The sequence below is a fragment of the Kaistella sp. CFF1-2 genome, from assembly GCF_059509915.1.
Genome location: NZ_JCAKLF010000001.1, coordinates 26389 through 48460 on the forward strand (window position 1 = coordinate 26389; position 22072 = coordinate 48460).

At 35.8% G+C, this 22072-nt stretch carries 19 protein-coding genes; 16 read left to right on the plus strand and 3 right to left on the minus strand.

Translation table 11 applies throughout. From position 1 onward, the window contains the following. Positions 1-42 precede the first annotated feature (42 nt). From AC5XHR_RS00135 to AC5XHR_RS00145, 3 genes are all read right to left on the minus strand, one after another. Positions 43-1620 (minus strand): tetratricopeptide repeat protein, encoded by a 1578-nt coding sequence (locus AC5XHR_RS00135; protein WP_495948737.1) that lies wholly within the window; start codon positions 1618-1620, stop codon positions 43-45. Between the two features lie 163 nt (positions 1621-1783). Then, positions 1784-3814 (minus strand): TonB-dependent receptor domain-containing protein, encoded by a 2031-nt coding sequence (locus AC5XHR_RS00140; protein ID WP_495948738.1) that lies wholly within the window; start codon positions 3812-3814, stop codon positions 1784-1786. Positions 3815-3887: 73 nt separating this feature from the next. Beyond that, positions 3888-4247 (minus strand): hypothetical protein, encoded by a 360-nt coding sequence (locus AC5XHR_RS00145; protein WP_495948739.1) that lies wholly within the window; start codon positions 4245-4247, stop codon positions 3888-3890. A gap of 184 nt (positions 4248-4431) precedes the next feature. On the opposite strand from AC5XHR_RS00145, the gene AC5XHR_RS00150 reads away from it, so the two are divergent. The 16 genes from AC5XHR_RS00150 (at position 4432) to AC5XHR_RS00225 (ending at position 21974) form a co-directional block, all read left to right on the plus strand. Then, positions 4432-4863 (plus strand): RrF2 family transcriptional regulator, encoded by a 432-nt coding sequence (locus tag AC5XHR_RS00150; protein ID WP_495948740.1) that lies wholly within the window; start codon positions 4432-4434, stop codon positions 4861-4863. A gap of 54 nt (positions 4864-4917) precedes the next feature. Then, positions 4918-5403, plus strand: a complete 486-nt coding sequence (locus AC5XHR_RS00155; protein ID WP_495948741.1) for a hypothetical protein — start codon at positions 4918-4920, stop codon at positions 5401-5403. A gap of 1 nt (position 5404) precedes the next feature. Then, entirely contained in the window at positions 5405-6445 is a 1041-nt protein-coding gene (gene nirK, locus AC5XHR_RS00160; protein ID WP_495948742.1) for a copper-containing nitrite reductase, read from the plus strand. A 56-nt stretch (positions 6446-6501) separates the two neighbouring features. Further along, positions 6502-7320: a formylglycine-generating enzyme family protein gene (locus AC5XHR_RS00165; protein WP_495948743.1), complete on the plus strand. Its 819-nt coding sequence runs from the start codon at positions 6502-6504 to the stop codon at positions 7318-7320. A 10-nt stretch (positions 7321-7330) separates the two neighbouring features. Then, entirely contained in the window at positions 7331-7909 is a 579-nt protein-coding gene (locus AC5XHR_RS00170; RefSeq protein ID WP_495948744.1) for an SCO family protein, read from the plus strand. Between the two features lie 26 nt (positions 7910-7935). Next, complete coding sequence (locus AC5XHR_RS00175) at positions 7936-8343, plus strand: c-type cytochrome (protein WP_495948745.1); 408 nt, start codon at positions 7936-7938, stop codon at positions 8341-8343. 83 nt (positions 8344-8426) lie between these two features. Further along, complete coding sequence (ric, locus tag AC5XHR_RS00180; protein WP_495948746.1) at positions 8427-9155, plus strand: iron-sulfur cluster repair di-iron protein; 729 nt, start codon at positions 8427-8429, stop codon at positions 9153-9155. 11 nt (positions 9156-9166) lie between these two features. Next, positions 9167-11410: a nitric-oxide reductase large subunit gene (locus AC5XHR_RS00185; RefSeq protein WP_495948747.1), complete on the plus strand. Its 2244-nt coding sequence runs from the start codon at positions 9167-9169 to the stop codon at positions 11408-11410. Between the two features lie 298 nt (positions 11411-11708). Beyond that, positions 11709-12161 carry a hemerythrin domain-containing protein gene (locus AC5XHR_RS00190; protein WP_495948748.1) on the plus strand — a complete coding sequence of 151 codons (453 nt, stop codon included), beginning with the start codon at positions 11709-11711 and terminating at the stop codon, positions 12159-12161. 72 nt (positions 12162-12233) lie between these two features. Further along, on the plus strand, positions 12234-12617 hold the full coding sequence (locus AC5XHR_RS00195) for a hypothetical protein (protein WP_495948749.1): 384 nt from the start codon (positions 12234-12236) through the stop codon (positions 12615-12617). Between the two features lie 126 nt (positions 12618-12743). Beyond that, positions 12744-14336: an ABC-F family ATP-binding cassette domain-containing protein gene (locus AC5XHR_RS00200; RefSeq protein ID WP_495948750.1), complete on the plus strand. Its 1593-nt coding sequence runs from the start codon at positions 12744-12746 to the stop codon at positions 14334-14336. A gap of 70 nt (positions 14337-14406) precedes the next feature. After that, positions 14407-15087, plus strand: coding sequence for a response regulator transcription factor (locus AC5XHR_RS00205; RefSeq protein ID WP_495948751.1), 681 nt, complete (start codon positions 14407-14409; stop codon positions 15085-15087). After that, entirely contained in the window at positions 15087-16436 is a 1350-nt protein-coding gene (locus AC5XHR_RS00210; RefSeq protein WP_495948752.1) for an ATP-binding protein, read from the plus strand. The genes AC5XHR_RS00205 and AC5XHR_RS00210 overlap by 1 nt, the downstream gene beginning before the upstream one ends. Positions 16437-16507: 71 nt before the next feature. After that, positions 16508-17761, plus strand: a complete 1254-nt coding sequence (locus AC5XHR_RS00215; RefSeq protein ID WP_495948753.1) for a TolC family protein — start codon at positions 16508-16510, stop codon at positions 17759-17761. A gap of 1 nt (position 17762) precedes the next feature. Beyond that, complete coding sequence (locus tag AC5XHR_RS00220) at positions 17763-18854, plus strand: efflux RND transporter periplasmic adaptor subunit (protein WP_495948754.1); 1092 nt, start codon at positions 17763-17765, stop codon at positions 18852-18854. Between the two features lie 3 nt (positions 18855-18857). Beyond that, positions 18858-21974, plus strand: coding sequence for an efflux RND transporter permease subunit (locus AC5XHR_RS00225; protein WP_495948755.1), 3117 nt, complete (start codon positions 18858-18860; stop codon positions 21972-21974). Positions 21975-22072 lie beyond the last annotated feature (98 nt).

Here is a 22072-nt window from a genome sequence, read left to right on the forward strand (position 1 = left end):
AGATAGTGTGAATTAATACGTAAAATATTTATAATCAATGTTTTAAAGCGGATTGTTTTCTTTTGCGTTGGCAATGAAAACGGAAGGTGAAATGCCTGTTATTTTCTTGAATATTTTAGCAAATGCGGTGTGTGAAGGGTAGCCCGTTAACTCGGCCAAATGACTAATTTTATAATTTTGATAGACCGAATTTTCATAAATTTTCTTGCAGATGTAATCTATTCGAAGTTCGTTGATATACTGATTAAAACTTTTTCCACGAGACGCATTTACCAATTCTGAAATATAACTTTGGTTAGTCCCGAATTGAGAAGCCACATAAGAAAGGCTTACTCTCGGACTCAAAAATGCTTCCGATTTTTCAAACTTTTCTAATTTTTGGAGCAGTTTATTTTCCGTGTCTTCGGTCGCAGACGAAGTTGTCTTTTTGATTTTTACATGAGGAATGTCAACTTCACTTTCTTTACGTTTGGTATCGTCTATCGTGTTTTGAAGCTTGTTTATGGTTATCTGGAAAAGACGTTTTTCTTCTTTCCTTTTCCGATGTAACTTCATATTGACAAATAATGCCAAGGAAATAATGAAGCTCACAAGAACACCAGAGATAATGAGGTTGATTTTTTTGCTTTTTTCTTGCTCCTGAACGATACGCATTTCATTTTTAATCGATTCGGAAAGCGCATTTTTTTCTTCGTTACTTATTTGATTTTTTAGTGCAAGATATTTTTCATTATAAAGCGTATAATTCTTTGGCTGGTCAATTTTAGAATACGCTTGAGCTAAAGTATAGTTTATCTCAGCTTCGATGTACGAACGATTGTTATCATTGAATTTGGCTGCTTCTTTTAGGATTTTTATGGCTTTTTCATAGTCACCTTGATGAAAGTAGATTTTCCCCAAAAAACTATAATTGAAGGCGCGTTCAAAACTATAATTTTCTTTTTTTTGCGCCGCATAGCTCAATGCTTTATTAAAAGCCACTTCGGCCTCTTTCCAACTGTTATTGTTGTATAATGTTTCGCCAATAGATGAATAAATCATGGAATATTCACCATGCACACTTCCTTCTTTTCTAATCTTTTCGTAACGATCGGTGTATTTTAGAGCTTCTTGATAGCTATGTAAGGATTCATCGTATCGAAGTTGCAGATTGAGATTTTGCCCTAATTGTGTAGAAATTCGCATGGCACTAAAAGTCCGAATAACCTCATTGGGTTCATGCTGTATTTCCTCTTTTGCCTTCAAAATGTAATGGTAGGATTGCTCATGCAAATTCATTTTGGTGTACAAATTGGCCAAGGCAAGGTTCGAGTTCACACGAAGTTCATAATTGGTGGTCTTTTCAGCAACTTTAATGGCTTGCGTAAGATAGGGAATCGCTTTCGAAGATTTTCCCATAATGGAATACGAAGTTCCTATCCCTATTAAAGCATACGATTGTTCAAGAGGACTTGCATTTGGATATTTCAGGATTTTGTTTCCTAAATCAACTGCTTCCTGAGGAGAATCGAATTGAATTTGAAACAGTTTTCCAACCCAATCAAAGGCTTCGGATTTTTGAGAAAAGGCAAGGTTGGTAGTTAGTATAAAAACTAATATGAGCAATCGATTTTTGATCATCTTTGATGGAGATTCTTGTGTTTTTGTTTTTTTTGAAAAATGTAGGCCGCATTTTTCGCTTGTAAAAATACTAAATATTTGATTAGTTTGAATTTAGAATTATCCAGAAAAAACGAATCCAAATTTAAGGTTACAATTTAGATTCGTTATTCTGCTGTTGAATTTAAAAATTCACAAAAACGCCAATATAAAAACTTCGTCCGCGTTCTAAAATTCTTTGTTGATTATTGCTGCTCAAAGTTCTGCTCAAATGTTCTGCGTATGCTCTGTTAAATAAATTACTGACTTCCACTTGAAATTTAATATTCTCTTGAATTTTAAAATTCGTGTACAAATCAACTACTGAAAAATCAGGCGTTTTCAATTCTTTAAAATCGGTATTCACACGGTTTTGAGCGCCCGAAAAACGGTAATTAATTCCGTATGAAAATTGTTGATACTGACCTTCAACATTCCATTTTAGGTTGAGTGGTGCGATTTCTGCCAAAGGCGTTTTTTTGTCCAAATCCTCGGCATAGGTGTAGGCAACGGCAACATCGGTTTTGTAATTCGGTAAGAATTGCCATTGCAAACGAGCTTCAACACCAGCTTTCATTGCTTTTTTAATATTTTGAATTTGTCTTACACCAGGACTTTGCATGGAATTCGATTTAATATCAGGATTGACAACAGCCCCAATATAATTTTTCATAAAAGCATAAAAGAAATCCGTTTGAAAATGGAAATTCGAGGTATGAAAGGTGTAAATTAAATCTGCTTGATTGTTAGTTTCTGGCTTTACTAAAGGATTTCCGACCACATCATAATTGTCATTTCCAACGGGGAAACGGTTGATAAATCGCTCTGTCAAACTTCCGCTTCGCTGCGCACGTCCTAGCCAAATCGCCAAATCTGAATGTTTTCCAAATTTTTGTTGATAACCCAAACTAAAACTGTGATTCAATTGCTCGCTCTTCATTCCGCCGTACAATTGTTCAAATAGTTTGGACATTTCGCCAGCGTTTGCTGTGTTATAATCCATTCGATAAGAAGCTGTAAGTTTTGACGTTGCGAAATTCTTTGAAAATTCATTAAACCAACCAATTTGTTCGATGTGAGAATCTTGCCACGAACTCCCATCTTTTGGCATCATCATGGGCGAGCTCATCGTCATGCTTTCGTTTTCGGCTTGCTCATGCTTGTAATCGAAACCCGAATAAAGATTCCACGAATTTTTCCCCCATTTGCTTTCAATTCTTCCGCCATAGGTTTTGGAAGCGACGTTACTTACCATCATTCTTTTGGGATCGCCCATCGAGTGGTGAACCTGTGTGAAATAAGCATTGTAAGCCATTTCTTTTAAAAGCGAATTTTTATAAATGCTTTGATGGTTCAGTTGCGCCATCCAAGTTTTATCGTAAATTAAATCCATTTTTAAAGCCGCAAATTCAACATTTCGACCTTGATTTGTGTTCACTTGCAAACTTGTCATTTTGTCATCCGACCATTTGTATTGAATTTTCGAACCTATCGAATAACGTTTAAATGCGGAACGAACTTCGTCTCCGTTTCCGTCTTTGTATCGGTCGCCATCGTTGTAACTTCCGAACAAATCAATATTGAATTTTTTAGAAGTTAATTGCGACATCAATTCATTTCTGAAAATAGATCCATTGCTATCATAACTGCTAGAAAATCTGTTTTTTAGCTTAGTTTTATTCGTAAAAATTGGTTTTTCTGAAACGAAATTAATCGTGCCGCCCAAAGTCGAACCAAAGCGAAATTGATACGGTCCTTTGTAGATTTGAGCTTCGGCAACGCTGTTCATATTAATTTGCGAAATCGAAGGATCCATGCGACTTGGACAAGCATTAATGACATAAACAGCGCCGTCGGTAACGATGTTGAGTTGTTCATATTTAAAACCTCGTAAAACGGGATCTGTACCGAAATTTCCAGCTTTTTTGATTCCTGAAATTTCAGGTAAAGTTTTTAAGAAATTTCCAGCATCGTGATCGAGAAGTTGGGTTGAACTTACCTTTATTTGCTTTGAATTTTGATGATTTTGAATATTTATTTTCGTGATTTTTACGACTTCGATATTCTGAATTTTTATGCTGTCTTGGTCTTGAGCTTGCGCAAAATTAAAGCTCGCCACCGAGCAGAATAAGCCTAAACCTATTTTGCAAATAGCTTTTTGATGTTTTAGTAACATGATTTTTGAATTGTTGAATGATTACTTTGCTGGATTCATTGTAAATCCAACTTCGAAAAAATAATTTTAAAAATTATCCAACAATAGGAGGCTCGTCCAACAATTTTGCGGTTGGAGATTGGTAATGTGAGGTTGTTATTTCATTAATTTTTGTTGAAATAGAACAAGTCTTTTTTTCAACGGAAAACTGTGATTGAATAGGTTTTGTAAAACTAAATCCACAGCAAATAAGAAGTAATTGAGATTGCGGTTTTTGGTTCTCTGGTTTTGTTACTTGACATTTTCCATGGCACTCTAATTCCGGTTTGCTTTTGTTTTCACAATGCAATTCGTAGAAATCTTTGTTTACATAATAGTCCATCCAAACCAAAGTGGATTGGTTACTACATAATAGTAACATGGATGAATAGAGTATGGATAACCAGATTTTCATGTTTAGGAATTAGAAGACAGATTTCTGTTAATTATGTACAAGAAGAAATTCCAACCAATTTTAGGGCAAAATTAGAGATTCTTACTTGGGATTTCCAATATGATAGAAATCAGTATTAAATAAAAGACTAAAATATCTTTTATTAAAAATTACTTTTTATCTTTGTCAAAGAAATATATGAAAGATGTTTTCCAAAACTTGTGAATATGCTTTACGCGCCTTGATTTACATCACCCAACAAACGAAGGATGGTGGAAGAGTGGGGATTAAAGATATTGCAAACGGAATAGATTCTCCAGAATATTTCATCGCAAAAATTTTGCAAGATTTAAGTAGAAAAGGATTTGTACAATCGTTGAAAGGCCCCACAGGGGGGTTCTATTTGGATAATGAAAGTCTTAATAGATCGTTGATCGAAGTGGTTCGTGAAATTGATGGAGATAAAATTTTTTCAGGTTGTGCTTTAGGTCTGAAGTCATGTTCAGAAACACATCCTTGTCCGGTACATAACGAATTCAAGCATATTCGAGATAATCTTAAAGAGATGCTTGTAGAAATGAAAATTGGTGATTTTGTGAATCAACTTGATGAACATAAAGCATTCTTAAAAAGATAAATAGAATAGTCGATTTATTATATAATAAGATATAAAGATATTAAAGTATTTAATATGAAAACTCAGATAAAATATCTTGCAATTTTCGCCATCAGTTTTTTCTGGTTGGGATTGGTTTTGGCAATAAGTTTTTTAGAAACGCCTTTAAAATTTCAAGTGCCAGGAATGACGCTTCCAATTGCATTAGAATTAGGAAAAATCATGTTTGGAGTTTCAACAAATATTCAACTGGTTTTACTGCTTTTGATCGGAGCTTGTATCGCTTATGATTGGGAAAAATGCACAAAGAAAATTCTTGTCACCGTGGTTTTACTAGCAACTTTAGTTGCTTTAGAAAAATTTTGGATGCTACCAATTTTGGATGCTCGAGCAGATGTTTTAGCTTCAGGAAAAGGGCTTCCACCAACGCCTTTGCATGACTATTTCATCTATGCAGAAGTTTTGAAACTTATTTTATTAATCGCGCTTCCGATATTTCAATTAGAACGAAAAAGACAAGATAAAACACACGTATTTAACACTTTAAAAATAACCAATTAACATGAAAAAGTTCCTTTTTCCAGTAGCAATTGTCCTTGCAGGACTTACAGTAAGCGCTTGCAAACAAAATTCAACAGAGAAACCTTCAAACGGTTCTGATACCGAAAATATAGCAGTTTCTGGTGCTGCCGAAGAAGCAAAATTAACTTCCGCACCCAATGTTCCTGCACCAATCGGTGATCGTGCGGCTAAAAAATTAATCGTTCGTATGGAAACCATCGAAAAAGTTGGTGAATTAGCCGATGGTACTCAGTATAATTTCTGGACGTTCGGTGGAACAGTTCCTGGGAATTTTATCAGAGCAAGAGTTGGCGATGAGATAGAATTTCATTTAAAAAATAATGAGAACTCGGTTTTCCCGCACAATATTGATCTTCATGCAGTAAATGGTCCCGGTGGTGGAGCAGAAGCAACTTTCGTAGCTCCTGGAAAAGAAGCGGTATTTAATTTTAAAGCTTTGAATCCTGGTCTGTATGTCTATCATTGTGCGACGGCGCCTGTGGGAATGCACATTGCGAACGGAATGTACGGTCTAATTTTAATTGAACCAGAAGGTGGACTTCCGAAAGTGGATAAAGAATATTACATTATGCAAGGCGATTTCTACACGAATGGGAAATTTGGCGAGAAAGGAATGCAGGAGTTTGACATGGATAAAGCCATTGCAGAAAATCCAGATTATGTTGTGTTCAACGGGCATACAGGAGCTCTTTTAGGAAAAGGCGAGTTGGAAGCTAAAGTCGGGGAAACGGTACGATTCTTTGTTGGAAATGGTGGACCGAATTTAACATCATCCTTCCACGTTATTGGTGAAATCTTCGATAGAGTCTATATAGAAGGTGGTTCTAAAGTAAATGAAAACGTACAAACAACGGTAATTCCGCCTGGTGGTGCAGCGATTGTTGAATTTAAAGCGACAGTTCCTGGTGAATACGTTATCGTGGATCACGCCATTTTCAGAGCCTTCAACAAAGGAGCATTGGGTAAAATAAAAGTTACCGGTGCTGATAACCCTAAAGTTTATAAATCAATTAAAAAATAATCCATAGTAGTAGTTTTTTGAACTTTTGGTTCATCATTGAGGATTCAATTTTAAAAATGAAAAATCTCGTTTACATATTAAGTTTGATTTTAGTTTTTAGTTGTAGTAAAAAACAATCTATAACAAAAATTGAAAGTGAAAAACCATCAATCATTCGTATTACAAGCCATAAAAAAATGATGAAAGTGGATGGTGGACAGTACAGAGCTTTTGTAGGAAAAGAAAGTGATAGCTTGACGACTGTAGAATCTTTTATGCTAGACGAGACTGCTGTTACTAATTTTGAATACCTCGAATTTTTAAAAGCAAATCCTCAATGGACCAAAAGTAAAGTTCTGAAACTCTACGCAGATAGCACGTATTTAAAACATTGGAAAAGTGATTTTGAAATTCCCGCCGATGTAAGTCCAGATGCGCCAGTAACCAATGTTTCTTGGTTTGCAGCGAAAGCCTATGCAGAAAGCGTAGGAAAGCGTTTGCCAACCGTTGATGAATGGGAATATGCCGCTCGTGCCAATGAGAATCTAAAAGATGCTACCAAAGATCCCGAGTTTACAATACATATTTTGAATTTGTATCAAGAAAAAGGAAAGTATAAACAAGCCGTAAAGCAACACCAGCCGAATGCTTGGGGAATTTACGATATGTACGGAACGATTTGGGAATGGACGGAAGATTTCAATTCGGTGATGATTACAGGAGAATCTCGAAAAGACAATGCAGCAAACGAAACCTTGTTTTGTGCAGGCGCTTCGGTAACGTCTTCGGATTTGAGAAATTATGCCGCCTTTATTCGTTTCGCGATGCGTGGAAGTATGAACGCCGATTATACCGTTAACAATCTCGGATTTCGTTGTGCAAAGGATTTAAATTAAAATTTTAAAAATGAAGAACCTACTAAAAATTATCGCAACCGCTTGTTTAAGTTTGATCATTCTCAATAGTTGTCAAGAAAAATCAAGCGAGAATCTGGACCCGAATTCCATATTTAATTTGTCGTCAAAATGGGAACAAGCAGACGGAACCAAAATAAAATTGGAAGATTTAAAAGGAAAAGTCTTAACGATGGTGATGGTTTACACTTCTTGTAAAACGGCTTGTCCAAAGTTAACTCTTGATATGAAGGCGATTGAAGCGAAAGTTGGACATGAAAATCCTGAAGATTTGCGCTATGTTTTGATTTCTATTGATCCCGAACACGATACGCCAGAAAAGATGCAGGAGTTTTTAAAAACCTATCAACTTAACGGCAAGCAATGGTTGTTTATTCGAAGCAGCGAAACCAATACCAGAGAATTAGCCAATGTTTTGGCGATGAAATACAAGCAAATTTCGCCAATGGATTTTTCGCATTCCAATATAATTAGTGTGTTTTCGAAGGAAGGATTGTTGGTTCATCAAAAAGAAGGCATCAACATCGATATCGATAAAACCGTTTCAGCCGTGAAAAATGAACTTAAATAAATTAAAAATAAACAAATAAATCAGCTATGAAAAAATTAGTATTAACAGCATTAGTAGCATCATTAGCCATCGTTTCTTGTTCTAAAAAAACAGAACCTGTTGTAGAACCAGAATCTAACGTAATGTTACCAGAACCAAGTGAAAAAGCAGCAGAAAGTGCACCAGTAGCAGCTTTGACTCCTGAAGAGGAAGGGAAAAGTTTAGTTGAAGGAACCGATTGTCTTTCTTGTCATAAAGTGGATGCGAAATTAGTTGGTCCGTCGTATCAAGAAGTGGCAGCAAAATACACCGAAGCCGACATCGATCATTTGGCAACGAAAATTATTGAAGGCGGAAAAGGTGTTTGGGGCGAAATTCCGATGACGCCGCACGCTGGATTGAGTCAAGACAATGCTAAACTGATGGTGAAATATATTTTAGCACAGAAAAAATAGAAACTAATGCCTCATTGGTTGAATTTCCAATGAGGTTTTTTCAAAAAAAATTACAACAATAAAGGATAAAAAAGTATTTTATTATGAACACGAGAACAGATTTAATAGGAGATATGGTTGCAGAAGATTTCAGAACGGCAGCTATTTTTAAAAAATTTGGAATTGATTTTTGTTGCAAAGGTGGGCGAACCATCGAAGATGCTTGTGATAAAAAGGATTTGGACCCAAATAAAATTTATTCTGAATTAGAAAATCTTCCAACTTCAGGAGCAAGCGGAATAGATTTTAAATCTTGGCCATTAGATTTATTAGCAGATTATGTAGAGAAAACGCATCATCGTTATGTTGAAGAGAAAACACCGATTATTCAGGAGTTTTTAGACAAACTTTGCAAAGTACATGGCGATAGACATCCCGAACTTTTTGAAATTCGAGACTTGTTTAATGCTTCTGCACAGGATTTAGCGGCGCATCTTAAAAAAGAAGAATTGGTTTTATTTCCATTTGTTCGAAAAATGATGAACTCTAAAATTTCAGGTCAACCGATTGAGCAACCTCATTTCGGAACGGTAGAAAATCCTGTTGAAATGATGAAACATGAACACACTGTTGAAGGCGAAAGATTGGAAAAAATCGCACAGTTGACCAATAACTACAATCCTCCAGCAGATGCTTGCAACACGTATCGAGTGACGTTTGCAATGCTTCAGGATTTCGAAAACGATTTGCACACGCACATTCATTTGGAAAACAACATTTTGTTCCCAAAATCTATCGAATTGGAGAAGGAATTCTCTGTGGTTAACAACTAAAAAGCAAAACTATGACACCTAAAAAACTATGGGGTTGGCTGGCGTTTGTCATTATTGCCTCCTTTGCAGTTCTCATTTTTTACGGCGTAGACATCTATCGTAAAGTCCCGCCAATTCCCGAAAAAGTGGTTACTACGGATGGAAAAGTACTTTATACAGGGCAAGATGTAAAAGATGGACAAAATGTTTGGCAATCGATTGGTGGACAAACGGTTGGAAGTATTTGGGGACATGGCGCCTACATTGCTCCCGATTGGACTGCCGATTATCTGCATCGCGAATCCACACTTTTACTGGATGAATTGGCTAAAAAAGATGGAAAAGTTTACAAAGATCTTCCAGACGAAGAACAAGCGAAATATCAAACTTTATTAAAGAAAGAACTTCGTACCAATACGTTGGATGAAGCTACGCAAACCATTACGATTTCACCTGAACGAGCTAAAGTTCAGGTGAAGTTGGCAGATTATTATTCTAAATTATTCATGGGAGATCCGTCGATGGCAAAACTTCGAGATGCGTATGCTATCCAGAAGTTTACTGTTAAAGATCAAGCAAGAATGGATAAAATGAACGCTTTTTTCTCTTGGACAACTTGGGTTTGTATCACGAATCGACCAAATGATAATGTTTCGTACACCAACAACTGGCCTCATGATCCAACTGTTGGGAATATTCCGTCGAGTTCGTTGCATTTATGGTCTGGATTTAGTGTTTTGATGCTGTTAGTGGGCGTTGGCGCATTGGTTTTCTATCATGCTAAAAATAAAGAAGAAGAAATCGCAGAAGCTTTGCCTTTAGATGATCCACTTCGAAATATGAAACCAACGGCTTCCATGCGAGCAACCTTAAAATACATTTGGGTGGTTGCACTTTTAATTTTGGTTCAAATGTTAGCGGGCGTTATCACAGCGCATTACGGTGTGGAAGGAAGCGCATTTTACGGAATTCCGTTGGATGAAATTTTACCACAATCCGTATCTCGAAGTTGGCACGTACAATTAGCCATTTTTTGGATTGCAACATCTTGGTTAGCAACAGGATTGTACATTGCACCAGCTGTTTCGGGCTACGAACCAAAATATCAAAAATTAGGTGTCAATATTCTCTTTGGTGCTTTGTTAATCGTTGTTTTCGGTTCTTTAGCCGGACAATGGTTAGGAGTAATGCAAAAGTTGGGTTATGTTGATAATTTCCTTTGGGGACATTCTGGTTACGAATACGTTGAATTGGGAAGAGTATGGCAAATTTTGTTATTAGTAGGCTTAATTCTTTGGTTGATTTTAATGATTCGTGCCTTGCTTCCAGCCTTGAAGAAAAAAGACGAAAACCGGCATATGCTTACGCTTTTCGTAATTGCATCAGTAGCTATTGCGATGTTCTACGGAGCAGGACTAATGTACGGAAGACAAACGCACATGGCAATCGCCGAATATTGGAGATGGTGGGTTGTTCACCTTTGGGTAGAAGGTTTCTTCGAAGTTTTTGCTACCGTTGTTGCCGCATTCTTGTTCACAAGATTAGGTTTGTTACGATTAAAATCAGCAACGATTTCAGTATTATTTTCAACGATAATTTTCCTTGCAGGAGGAATTTTAGGAACATTCCATCACTTGTATTTCTCGGCAACACCAACTGCGGTTTTGGCTTTGGGAGCGACGTTTAGTGCATTAGAAATTGTTCCGTTGGTGTTAATTGGTTACGAAGCCTATCACAACTATCAAATCAGTAAATCTACAAAATGGATCAAAGCCTACAAATGGCCAATCTACTGCTTCATTGCGATGTGTTTTTGGAACTTTTTAGGCGCAGGAATCTTCGGATTTGCCATCAATCCACCAATTGCATTGTATTACATTCAAGGTTTAAATACAACCGCAGTTCATGGTCATGCCGCATTATTTGGAGTGTACGGAATTCTCGGAATTGGTTTAATGCTCTTCATTTTGAGAGGTTTGTATCCAGATAGACAATGGAATGACAAATTAATTGGTTGGGCATTTTGGTTGACGAATATCGGATTGTTTGTGATGACGACGATCAGTATTCTCCCAATCGGAATTATGCAAGCTGTAGCGTCAATTCAAGAAGGCTATTGGTACGCAAGATCCGCAGAATTTATGCAAACCGAAATCATGCATTTCCTACGATGGATGCGTGTGCCGGGAGATATTCTTTTAGCTGTTGGTGAATTGTTATTGGTGATTTTCATCATCGGATTAAAATTCGGATGGTCTTTAAAAGAAAAGAGATAAACTAAATTTAATAGTGTTGCCTCATCAGTTTTTTCTAAAATTGGTGAGGTTTTTAGTTTTTCCTATTAAAAATGTTTATTGTTAAATTAATGACCTAGAAAACGGAAGCGTTAAGAAAATTTGAATTAAATCCGCTAAAAATTTCTAGTGTTTGAGCAAGGATGGGATTGTATTGGAGCGAGTTTTAGAAATTTTAGGATTTCATTTGAATTTTTAGCTGAGTTTTCAAGTCTTGATTTTTTGGTTCTTTTTTATCAAGAAAAAAGAATAATTAACAGTAATTTAAAAAATAAAAAACATGAAACGTAACGAAAACATCATTCCACTTTCACACGACCATCATTTTGGTTTGCTGTGTTGCTGGAAAATCCGTCAAGGTTTAAAGAAAGAAGTTGAACTTTCTCGAATTCAAAAGTATGTTGATTATTTCTGGAATCAGCATTTGAAGGAGCATTTCAAAGAAGAAGAGGGAATTTTATTTCCGTATTTAAAAGACGAATTCTCAACTAGAGTAGCCAAAGAACATCAAGATTTGGAAGATTTATTCAACGAAATTTCGAAAGATCTTAGCATTCAAAATCTTGAAGCATTTGCGAATTTATTGGACAATCATATTCGATTTGAAGAACGACAATGGTTTCCACATTTAGAAGAAAATTTAACTGAAAATCAACTTTTAGAAATCGGAAAAACGCTTGCAGAAGTTCATTCCGACGAAAAAGATAATTTTGAGGATGAGTTTTGGAAATAATTATTTCTAGATTAAATTTCTATTAACCGCCTTTAATAGCACCATTTTTGTTTGTTCAAAGAAAATTTGAAAATGAAAAATACAATCTTATTAGTAGCTATCGGAAGTTTAATGGCTTGCAACGCACCGCAAAAAATGGTGGGAAATGATCAAGATAGACATGGATGTAAAGGTTCTGCAGGACAAACTTGGAGCGTTTTAAAGAACAATTGTATTCAGGTTTTTAATGAAGGAACTCGTTTGAATCCTATCGAAACCAAAGAAGGTGAAGCCATTATCAGCGCATTTGTTTTAATGAATGACGATAAATCCAAAGCTGAACTTTTCCTAGGAAACGAAGCGAATATTATTTTGGAAAAGAATTCGGAGGGTAATTTCGCTTCTAAAAAATATGTGTACAAGCCATCGGAAGCTACTTTGTATGTTGATGGTCATGCACTTTATCAGAAAGATTAATTGTCAAAAAATAATATTCCTATCTTTGTAATTCAAAATTAACGCGTAAACATGTAGAATTCATTTTCTTTCAACGACTTTTCAGAGCCCAATTCAGGGCCTCAAGTTTCATTTTAAAGAAAAAACATGTTTACGTTACACAATATTACCTATCTGCATCTAGATAAAGAGATGCTGTTTCATTCCCTTAATTTTACGTTGAACAAAGGCGAAAAAGTCGCTTTAATTGGTCAAAACGGCGTTGGGAAATCCACTTTATTAAAACTTATTTCGGGCGAAATTTCACCTTCTGACGGTGAAATTAGTTCCGATGAAAAAATCTATTTTGTTCCACAGATTTATGGTCAGTTGGATGAAATTTCGGTGGCTGAAGCTTTAAAAATTGATTCTAAATTAAAAGCCTTACACGCAATTTTGGAAGGCGATGCTTCCGAAGAAAATTTTGAAATTCTAAATGACGATTGGGATTTAGAAAATCGAGTAGTAGAAGCTTTTTCCAAGTGGAAAATTGAAAATATTTCGCTTTCCGATTCAATGAAAACCTTGAGTGGCGGACAAAAGACCAAAGTTCTTTTGGCGGGAATCGATATTTGCGAAGCCGATTTCGTGATTTTGGACGAACCCAGCAATCATTTGGATTTTGAAGCTCGACAATTGTTGTACAATTTCGTTTCTGAAACTTCAAAAACCTTATTGGTGGTGAGTCACGACCGAACGTTACTCAATTTATTGGATAAAGTTGCGGAGCTTACTCCTAAAGGAATTCAAGTTTTTGGTGGAAATTATGAGTTTTATAAAGCGCAGAAAGAAGGTTCGGATTTGGCTTTATCAAACGAAATTAAAAGCAAAGAGAAATCTTTGAAAAAAGCCAAAGAAATAGAGCGTGAAACAGTGGAACGCCAACAAAAATTGGATTCACGAGGAAAGAAGAAGCAAGAAAATGCTGGCGTTGCCCGAATTATGATGAATACGCTTCGCAATAAGGCTGAAAATTCAAGTTCGAAAATGAAAGACGTTCACGCAGAGAAAATTGGCGGAATTTCTGAGGATTTGTCGAAGTTAAGACGAGAAGTTTCGCAACTGCAACAAATGAAATTTAATTTTGATGATTCCGCTTTGCATCAAGGAAAAATTTTGTTTGAAGTGAAAGAACTTAATTTTAAATACAATCAAGATTTTTTGTGGAAAGAAGATTTAAATTTCCAGATTTTAAGTGGCGAACGTTGGGCAATTAAAGGAAATAATGCTTCTGGAAAATCAACGTTGGTAAAACTTCTTCTCGGCGTTTTAGAACCATCAAAAGGAACTATTGAAAAAGCAGATTTCAAATCCATTTATTTAGATCAAAATTATTCGATTTTAAATGAAAATCTTAGTGTTTTAGAACAAGCTGAATCATTTAATGAAACTCCAATTCCCGATCACGAATTAAAAACAATTTTAACTCGATTTTTATTTCGAAATGAAGTTTGGGACAAAAAAGTATCGAGTTTAAGCGGTGGCGAAAGAATGCGATTGTTGCTCGCTTGTCTTTCAATCATGGGAAAAGCGCCTGATTTAATCGTTTTAGACGAACCAACCAACAACCTCGATTTAGAAAATGTTGAAATCCTAACTTTCGCTTTGCAAGAATACAAAGGAAGTTTGCTCGTTATTTCACACGATCGAGAATTTTTAAAGGATTTGAAAGTTGAAAAAGAGAGCATTCTTAAAGGTTAAAAATTCATTAGAAATTTAAAATTATAGTACTCAAAACGAGGGTTTTGAATAATTTTGTAAAAAAAGAAACATGCAAATATTGGTTGTTGAAGATGATAAGCGAATTAGTGATTTTCTAATTAAAGGGTTAGAAGAGCAAAACTATTTGGTTACGCTTTGCAAATCAGGAGAAGCAGTTGTTGAAGGTTTTTTAAACCTTCAATGGGATTTAATTATTTGCGACATTATGCTTCCCGGAATGGACGGTTTTCAGTTGGTACAAACGCTTCGTTACAAGAAAATTTATTCACCAATATTGATGCTTAGTGCCTTGAATGCTGTTCAAGACAAAGTTTCGGCGTTAGATTATGGCGCTGATGATTATATCACGAAACCATTTCATTTTGATGAGTTATTGTCAAGAATAAAAGCGTTAACTCGAAGAAATCAATATTCGCAGAAACAAATTCCCGATAATAAATTAGATTTGGGCGAATTGGTTTTGGATCTTGATCAATACAAAGTTTTTTTGAAAGGGGAGGAAATTGAACTGTCACCACGAGAATTTAAGCTTCTAAATTATTTGATTGACAATGCTGATAAAGCGGTGACTCGCTTCCAAATTCTAAATGCTGTTTGGGGAATTACTTTTGACAATCACACCAATGTTGTGGACGTTTACATATCGTATCTTCGTAATAAAATAGAGAAAAACACCAAATATATTCACACCGTAAAAGGCGTTGGTTATATGTTTATGAAAGAAAAATAATGAAACTTAGAAATCGATTATCGCTTTATTCATCAGCTATTTTCAGTGTAATCATTTTGGTTATTTCTGCGATTATCTATTTTTCATTTTACGAGTCGATGGAGCGTAAAGAGATGCAAGCCCTTCACAGCAAATCCCTTTTGGCTGGCGTTTTTTATCTGGATCAAGATGAATTGTCTGCAATCGAACATAATCAAGTTAAAAATCAACTACTAAAAACAATTTCGAGAAAGAATATTGCGATTTATAATGATGCTAATCAACACATTTTGGGCAATATGGTTCAAGATTCGTCTATTTCTGTATCGTTTTTAAAGAATTCTAGAACTCAACAATCGGCTTCGTTTACGACAAAAGACTATTTCTACAACGGGATTTTTTACAAAGATAATCAAGGTGATTTTGTGGTGGTTACTCGCGAATCCAAACGTGATTTCAACGATCAAATGAATTCGCTTTTGACGATTTTAATTTTGGCTTCGTTGGGTGGTTTGGTGGTTATTTATCTGTTTTCCCAGTATTTGGGTTTTATCGCATATAAGCCGATTATGCAAATGAATGAACAGATTAAAAAGAGAAATTTAGAGAATTTTAGCACGCCTTTGGAAGTAAAAAATTCTTATTCTGAAATTGAAGATTTACTTAAAACATACAACCATTTTATCGAACAAATTTCTCGGACTTTTGGTGTACAGAAAAACTTTATCGATTACGTTTCCCATGAGTTGAGAACACCAATTACGGCTCTCTTAGGGACTTTAGAAGTTACCGACCATAAAAAACGAAGCTTAGAAGAATATGAAGGGGTGATCCAGAATTTGAAACAATACACCAATGATCTTCAAGAAACTTTAGATCAAATGATGTTGTTGTCCGGTGTTAAAACCAATTTTGATTTGAAACCAATACGGATTGATGAAGTTGTTTGGCAGGTTATTGAGAATTCTGTTTTGTACCATCATGCCCAAATTGAAGTGGATTTACAGGTGGAAGACGATCGTTTATTGACCATTCAAGGAAATGATAAATTACTGGAAGTTGCGATCGGAAATATTATTGGAAACGCAATTAAATATTCTAATAATCAGAAAATTAGAGTTGTGTTTTTACAAGTCAAAGACAAACTTCAAATTCAAATTATTGACCAAGGAATTGGAATTCTTCAAGACGATTTGGACCGAATCAAACAAAGTTTTGTGCGTGGAAACAACACGCAGAATTATCAAGGAAAAGGAATTGGACTTTCCATTGCCAATATCATTTTTAAACTTCATCACATCGAAATGGCGTTAAAGCCCAACCAGCCTAAAGGAACGGTCGTTTTACTCGATGTTTCCTCAGCTTTTTAATCCGTTTTTAATCTACTTTAACCTTAGCCTTAATCTTTGAAAGATAATTTTGGCGCTTGAAAATGAATCAAGTGAAAAATTATTTTTTACCCATTTGGGCGTTATTTAGTGTCGGTTTTATTCAAGCGCAAGAATACAGCATTCAAGATCTTGAACATCAATTTATCACCAAGAATACCCAAATCATCGCTCAGAAATATAATTTGGACATTGCTGATGCCGAAATTATTCAAGCTAAATTTTTACCCAATCCAACATTAAGCGTTTCGGAAGTCAATCTTTGGAAAACCTATAAAGTGGAGGAACAACCCAACTTATTTTCCAATTACGGGAGAAACCAACAGGTTGCTGTCGAATTGGAACAAGTATTAGAAACTGCTGGCAAAAGAAAGAAGCGTGTTGCTTTAAAAGAGGTTGAAAAAAACTCCGCAATTCTAGAATATCAAGAAACGGTTTTGGAGTTGAAAAAAGAATTGCGAACGCAGTATTGGAACCTTAATCGAATTTCTCAGCAAGAAATTTCGTTGCAAGAAACGATTTCCGTTTTTGAAGAATTGAAAAATCAGTATCAAAGACAATCTCAGCTTCATAACGTTTCTAGAGCTGATTTTTTTCGAGTTCAAACGGAATTAAGTCAACTTCAAAAAGAGTGGATTACTCTTCAAAACGAGAAAGCTCAAGTTCTAACGACATTGCGAGTTTTAACGAACAATGAATCTTTAGAAACTAATCAAATTAAATTCCCAGCGGAAACGAGGGTATACAGTTCTTTGGTTCCTCTAGATATTAAGCAAACCGCTTTGTCTCAAAATATTGGTTTGCTTCAAAATGATAATCAATCCGTTGTTGCGAAGAAAAATTGGGAATTGCAATACGCTACTCGCGTTCCTGATTTGGAATTTAGCTTGAATTATGATCGAGGTGGAAATATCATGCGTGATTTTGTTGGTTTTGGAGTTCAAATGGATCTTCCGGTTTTCAACAAGAACAAAGGAAATATTAAGGCTGCCGAGTATAAAATGCAGCAAGAAAAAGCGAAACGGAATGTTTTAGAATTCAATTTACTTCGATCGATTGATCATCTCATCGAACAGCTAAAACGTTTGGAAAGTTCAATAAAAAATGAAGAAAGTATTCAGGAAGCTGAACATCGCAAAATGATTGAAACCTACCGCCGACAAATGCAAAATAAGCAAGTGACGATGCTGGAATTTATTGATTATACTCAGGCGTTTCGAGAATCTCAAAAAGCATCATACGAAATTCAAGAACTCTACAATTTAACCTACGAAGAGTTGCAATACATCACTGGAAAAGATTTTTAAGATGAAAAAAAACAAGTTACAATACCTTCTACTTCCGATTTTGCTTTTAAGTTGTTCTAAAGCAGAAGTTCCAACAACACAAGAAAAAAAAGAAAAATATTGCGTTAATGCCGAGTTGAAAAAAGCAATGCAAATGCAATTAGTGAGCGAGCAACCAATTCAGGAACAACTCATGTTGTCTGGGAAAATTGAGTACAACGAAAACGACTTAGTTGGATTCAAAAGTTTATTGCAAGGCGTTGTAGATCGTGTGTATTTTGAGCAAGGCGATTATGTGAAAAGAGGGCAAGTTCTGGCGGTGGTTCAATCGGCTCAAATTCAAGATTTGGCCTTACAGAGACGATATTTTCAAAATCAGATTACGTTACTTCATAAGCAAATTAAAACTAAAAAGGAACTTTTATTGGATGGAATGGCTTCGTTACCTGAAGTGACCCAGTTAGAGCACGAATTAAACTCTAATAAAATTGAAATTGACAAGATTAATGCGGCTTTGCAATTGTATAAAGCCGTTGGGAATGGTCAGTTTCAAATTTTAGCTCCAAAAAACGGCTATATCGTTCAGAAAAAGATTAGTGTTGGACAAACAATTACGGATAATGAAGATGAAAAGCTGTTTTCGATTTCCAATTTGAAACAAGTTTGGGTGATGGTCAATATCTATGCAAGTAATCTTCAATATGTTCATTTAGGAGACAACGTGAAAGTACGTAGTGTAGCTTATCCAGATAAAATTTACGCTGGAAAAATTGATAAAATTTACAATGTTTTTGATGATAACGAACATGTGATGAAAGCGCGTGTTGTTTTGGATAATCAGAATTTGGATTTAATGCCTGGTTTGAGTTCGGATATTATTATTGACAAAAAGAATGTTCTGGGGCAAGGTTATGCCATTCCTAAAGAAGCTAAAATATTCGAAAACAATAAAGAATACGTCGTTGTATATCGTAACGATTGCGATATGGAGGTTCGTAGAATTACGCAAATTGGTCAAAATGAAGAATATATCTACGTTCAAGAAAATTTTAAGCCGAATGAAAAAGTGGTGACTAAGAACGCCCTTTTGTTGTATGAAGAATTAAATAAATAAGTAATGAAAAAGTTAGTACAATCTTTAGTAACCTTTTCGTTACGTAACACAACGGCCGTACTTTTTGCCACGATGGCGCTGTTTTTCGGCGGTTTGTATGCTTTGAAAAATACACCCATCGAAGCATTTCCTGATGTTACCAATACTCGAGCACGAATTATCACGCAATGGCAAGGTAGAAGTGCGGAGGAAATGGAAAAAATGGTCACGCTGCCCATCTCAAAAGTGATGAATAGCATCCCAAGAAAAACCAATATTCGCTCTATTTCTTTGTTTGGTTTGTCTGTTGTGACGGTTCAGTTTGAAGATGGTGTTTCCGATTTTTACGCGCAACAATATGTCTCAAATAAACTAAATGGAGTTGATTTGCCATCTGGTGCTGACGCGGATATAGAGCCGCCTTCTGGAGCGACAGGAGAGATTTTTCGCTATGTGATAAAAAGTGATTTGCCATTGAAGGAAATCACGGCAATCCAAGATTGGGTTATTGAGCGGGAATTGCTTTCGGTTCCTGGTGTTTCTGATGTGGTGAGCTTTGGTGGCGAAGAGAAAACCTACGAAATAAAAATTAATCCGACGGAGCTTAAGAACTTCGACCTTTCGCCTTTGGATGTATATGAAGCGGTTTCCAAATCGAATATTAATGTTGGTGGAGATATGATTCAGCAAGGAGATCAGGCATATGTTGTGCGTGGCGTTGGTTTGTTGGATAAGATAGAAGATATCGGAAACATCACAATTAAACTGAACGGTTCTACACCAGTGTTAATTAAAAATGTTGCTGAAGTTGTGGTTTCACATAAACCAAGATTAGGTCAAGCTGGATTTAATGAAGCGGACGACTTGGTGGAAGGAATTGTCGTGATGTTGCGAGGGGAAAATCCATCTGCTGTTGTTGAAAGTTTAAAAGCAAAAATTGAGGAACTTAATACGCGAACGCTTCCTGATAATGTGAAAATTGAAACGGTTGTCGATCGTACGAAATTAGTTGATAATACCGTAAAAACCGTTGCTAAAAACATTATTGAAGGGATTCTTTTGGTTTCGTTGATTGTATTTATCTTCTTATACAACTGGAAATCCACGTTTATTGTGGCTTCCGTGATTCCGCTTTCGTTTTTGTTTGCGATTATCATGCTGAAAATTCAAGGCTTGCCAGCGAATTTAATTTCGATGGGAGCACTAGATTTTGGACTTTTATTGGAAGGGACTTTGGTTATCGTGGAAACCGTATTTGTAGCACTTGCAAGCATGCAACATCGAGTTGGTCCAGAACGTTTTGCGAAAATGAGCAAAATGGGTGTTATCAAGAAAAGTGCAGGAAGCGTAGCTTCGTATATTTTCTTCGCTTTAATTATTCTAATCGTTGCATTACTTCCTATTTTCTCGTTCCAAAAAGTCGAAGGGAAAATGTTTACACCTTTAGCTTTTACGCTTGGTTATGCACTTTTAGGCTCGTTAATTTTGAGTTTAACGTACGTTCCGGCGATGTGTAAATTGCTTTTCACGAAGAATATTGAAGAAAATGAAAATTTTATTTCTCGCTTCTTTTCAAAATCTATTTATGCTCTGTATTCGATTTCATTTCGATACAGAAAAACAACAATAATCGGGTTTTTAGGAATTTTGACTATTTGTGCCGTTAAATTCATGCATTACGGTTCTGAATTTCTTCCCCAGCTGAATGAAGGCGCAATTTATGTTCGTGCAACCTTACCAAATAGCGTCAATTTAAAGGAATCTGCGAGGTTAACAAAGGAAATGAAAGTTTTGTTGCAGAAAGATTGTGACGAAATTGATTTCATATTAACACAAACGGGTCGTCCAAACGATGGAACCGATCCTACGGGATTTTTTAATATCGAATTCAACATTCAGCTAAAAGATGAAAGTGATTGGAAACGGAAGATTTCGAAAGACGAAATTATCCAAGAAATGCGTCAAAAACTGAATCACTATCCGGGAATTACATTTGGATTCTCCCAACCGATTCAAGATAATGTGGAGGAATATGTGGCTGGGGTAAAAAGTTCGCTTGTAATCAAGATTTTTGGAGACGATTTGTACGACTTAGAAAAATATGCATCAAAAGTCGCGACTTCCATTGAAAAAGTGAATGGAATTACGGATATCAATGTGTATAAAAATATTGGTTTGCCAGAACTTAGAATCATGTTACATGATACCAAAATGGCTCGATATGGTATTAGTACAGCCGATGTTCAGGCGGTAATCGAAATGACAATTGGTGGACAAGCCGCAACCAAATTTTACGAATCCGATCGTCAATTTGATGTTATTCTGCGTTTCAAAGAGGAATATCGAGATTCTCCAGAAAAAATTGGAACAATCTTAATTCCAACAAGTAACGGACAAAATGTACCACTTCAAGAAATCGCTTCAATTGGCTATCAAACGGGACCCGCGTTTATTTATCGTGAAGGAAATAGCCGCTACATTGGGGTTGGTTTCAGTATCGAAGGTCGAGATTTAGGAAGTACAATAGAAGAAGCGAAAAAAGTGGTCGCCAAGGAAGTAAAACTTCCAAAAGAAAACTATATGGAATGGGCAGGGGAGTTTGAGAGCAAGGAGCGTGCTTCAAAGCAATTAATGATGGTGGTGCCCATTTCTTTAGTCTTAATTTTAATCTTGTTGTACAGCAATTTCGGAAACGTAAAAGACACCGCAATTGCAGCGATAACCATTCCTTTTGCCTTTATTGGTGGATTTATTTCACTTTGGATAACCAACACGATTTTCGGAATTTCAGCGGGAATTGGACTCATTATTTTGTTTGGGGTGAATACAATTAACGGGATTATTTTGATCGCGGTGATGAAAGAAAATTTACATCAACATTCTCTAAAAGAAGCGCTTGATTTAGGGGTTAAAAGTAGAATTCGATCCATCGTCATGATTGCATTAATGGGCTCTATGGGACTTTTGCCAGCCGCTTTATCTACGGGAATGGGATCCGAAATTCAAAAACCATTAGCAATTATGATTGTCGGTGGATTGTTGATTTGTTTGGTGTTATCCTTCACCGTTTTACCAGCAGTATTTTATTATGTGTATCGCAAAGACAAGCGATATCTAAAAAGGATAAAAAAAGAAAGTTAGTTTCATTGTTATTTTATTTTTTTTTCATTTTGGGAGTTGTTTCAACCTAGTTGAAGCAACTCTTTTTTTATAGTATCTTTGAGACTAATCTAATTCAA

Excerpts from the sequence above, each read along its gene's own strand:
- AC5XHR_RS00135 (WP_495948737.1), bottom strand. The coding sequence starts at position 1,620 with ATGATCAAAAATCGATTGCTCATATTAGTTTTTATACTAACTACCAAC.
- AC5XHR_RS00140 (WP_495948738.1), bottom strand. The coding sequence starts at position 3,814 with ATGTTACTAAAACATCAAAAAGCTATTTGCAAAATAGGTTTAGGCTTA.
- AC5XHR_RS00145 (WP_495948739.1), bottom strand. The coding sequence starts at position 4,247 with ATGAAAATCTGGTTATCCATACTCTATTCATCCATGTTACTATTATGT.
- AC5XHR_RS00150 (WP_495948740.1), top strand. The coding sequence starts at position 4,432 with ATGTTTTCCAAAACTTGTGAATATGCTTTACGCGCCTTGATTTACATC.
- AC5XHR_RS00155 (WP_495948741.1), top strand. The coding sequence starts at position 4,918 with ATGAAAACTCAGATAAAATATCTTGCAATTTTCGCCATCAGTTTTTTC.
- nirK (WP_495948742.1), top strand. The coding sequence starts at position 5,405 with ATGAAAAAGTTCCTTTTTCCAGTAGCAATTGTCCTTGCAGGACTTACA.
- AC5XHR_RS00165 (WP_495948743.1), top strand. The coding sequence starts at position 6,502 with ATGAAAAATCTCGTTTACATATTAAGTTTGATTTTAGTTTTTAGTTGT.
- AC5XHR_RS00170 (WP_495948744.1), top strand. The coding sequence starts at position 7,331 with ATGAAGAACCTACTAAAAATTATCGCAACCGCTTGTTTAAGTTTGATC.
- AC5XHR_RS00175 (WP_495948745.1), top strand. The coding sequence starts at position 7,936 with ATGAAAAAATTAGTATTAACAGCATTAGTAGCATCATTAGCCATCGTT.
- ric (WP_495948746.1), top strand. The coding sequence starts at position 8,427 with ATGAACACGAGAACAGATTTAATAGGAGATATGGTTGCAGAAGATTTC.
- AC5XHR_RS00185 (WP_495948747.1), top strand. The coding sequence starts at position 9,167 with ATGACACCTAAAAAACTATGGGGTTGGCTGGCGTTTGTCATTATTGCC.
- AC5XHR_RS00190 (WP_495948748.1), top strand. The coding sequence starts at position 11,709 with ATGAAACGTAACGAAAACATCATTCCACTTTCACACGACCATCATTTT.
- AC5XHR_RS00195 (WP_495948749.1), top strand. The coding sequence starts at position 12,234 with ATGAAAAATACAATCTTATTAGTAGCTATCGGAAGTTTAATGGCTTGC.
- AC5XHR_RS00200 (WP_495948750.1), top strand. The coding sequence starts at position 12,744 with ATGTTTACGTTACACAATATTACCTATCTGCATCTAGATAAAGAGATG.
- AC5XHR_RS00205 (WP_495948751.1), top strand. The coding sequence starts at position 14,407 with ATGCAAATATTGGTTGTTGAAGATGATAAGCGAATTAGTGATTTTCTA.
- AC5XHR_RS00210 (WP_495948752.1), top strand. The coding sequence starts at position 15,087 with ATGAAACTTAGAAATCGATTATCGCTTTATTCATCAGCTATTTTCAGT.
- AC5XHR_RS00220 (WP_495948754.1), top strand. The coding sequence starts at position 17,763 with ATGAAAAAAAACAAGTTACAATACCTTCTACTTCCGATTTTGCTTTTA.
- AC5XHR_RS00225 (WP_495948755.1), top strand. The coding sequence starts at position 18,858 with ATGAAAAAGTTAGTACAATCTTTAGTAACCTTTTCGTTACGTAACACA.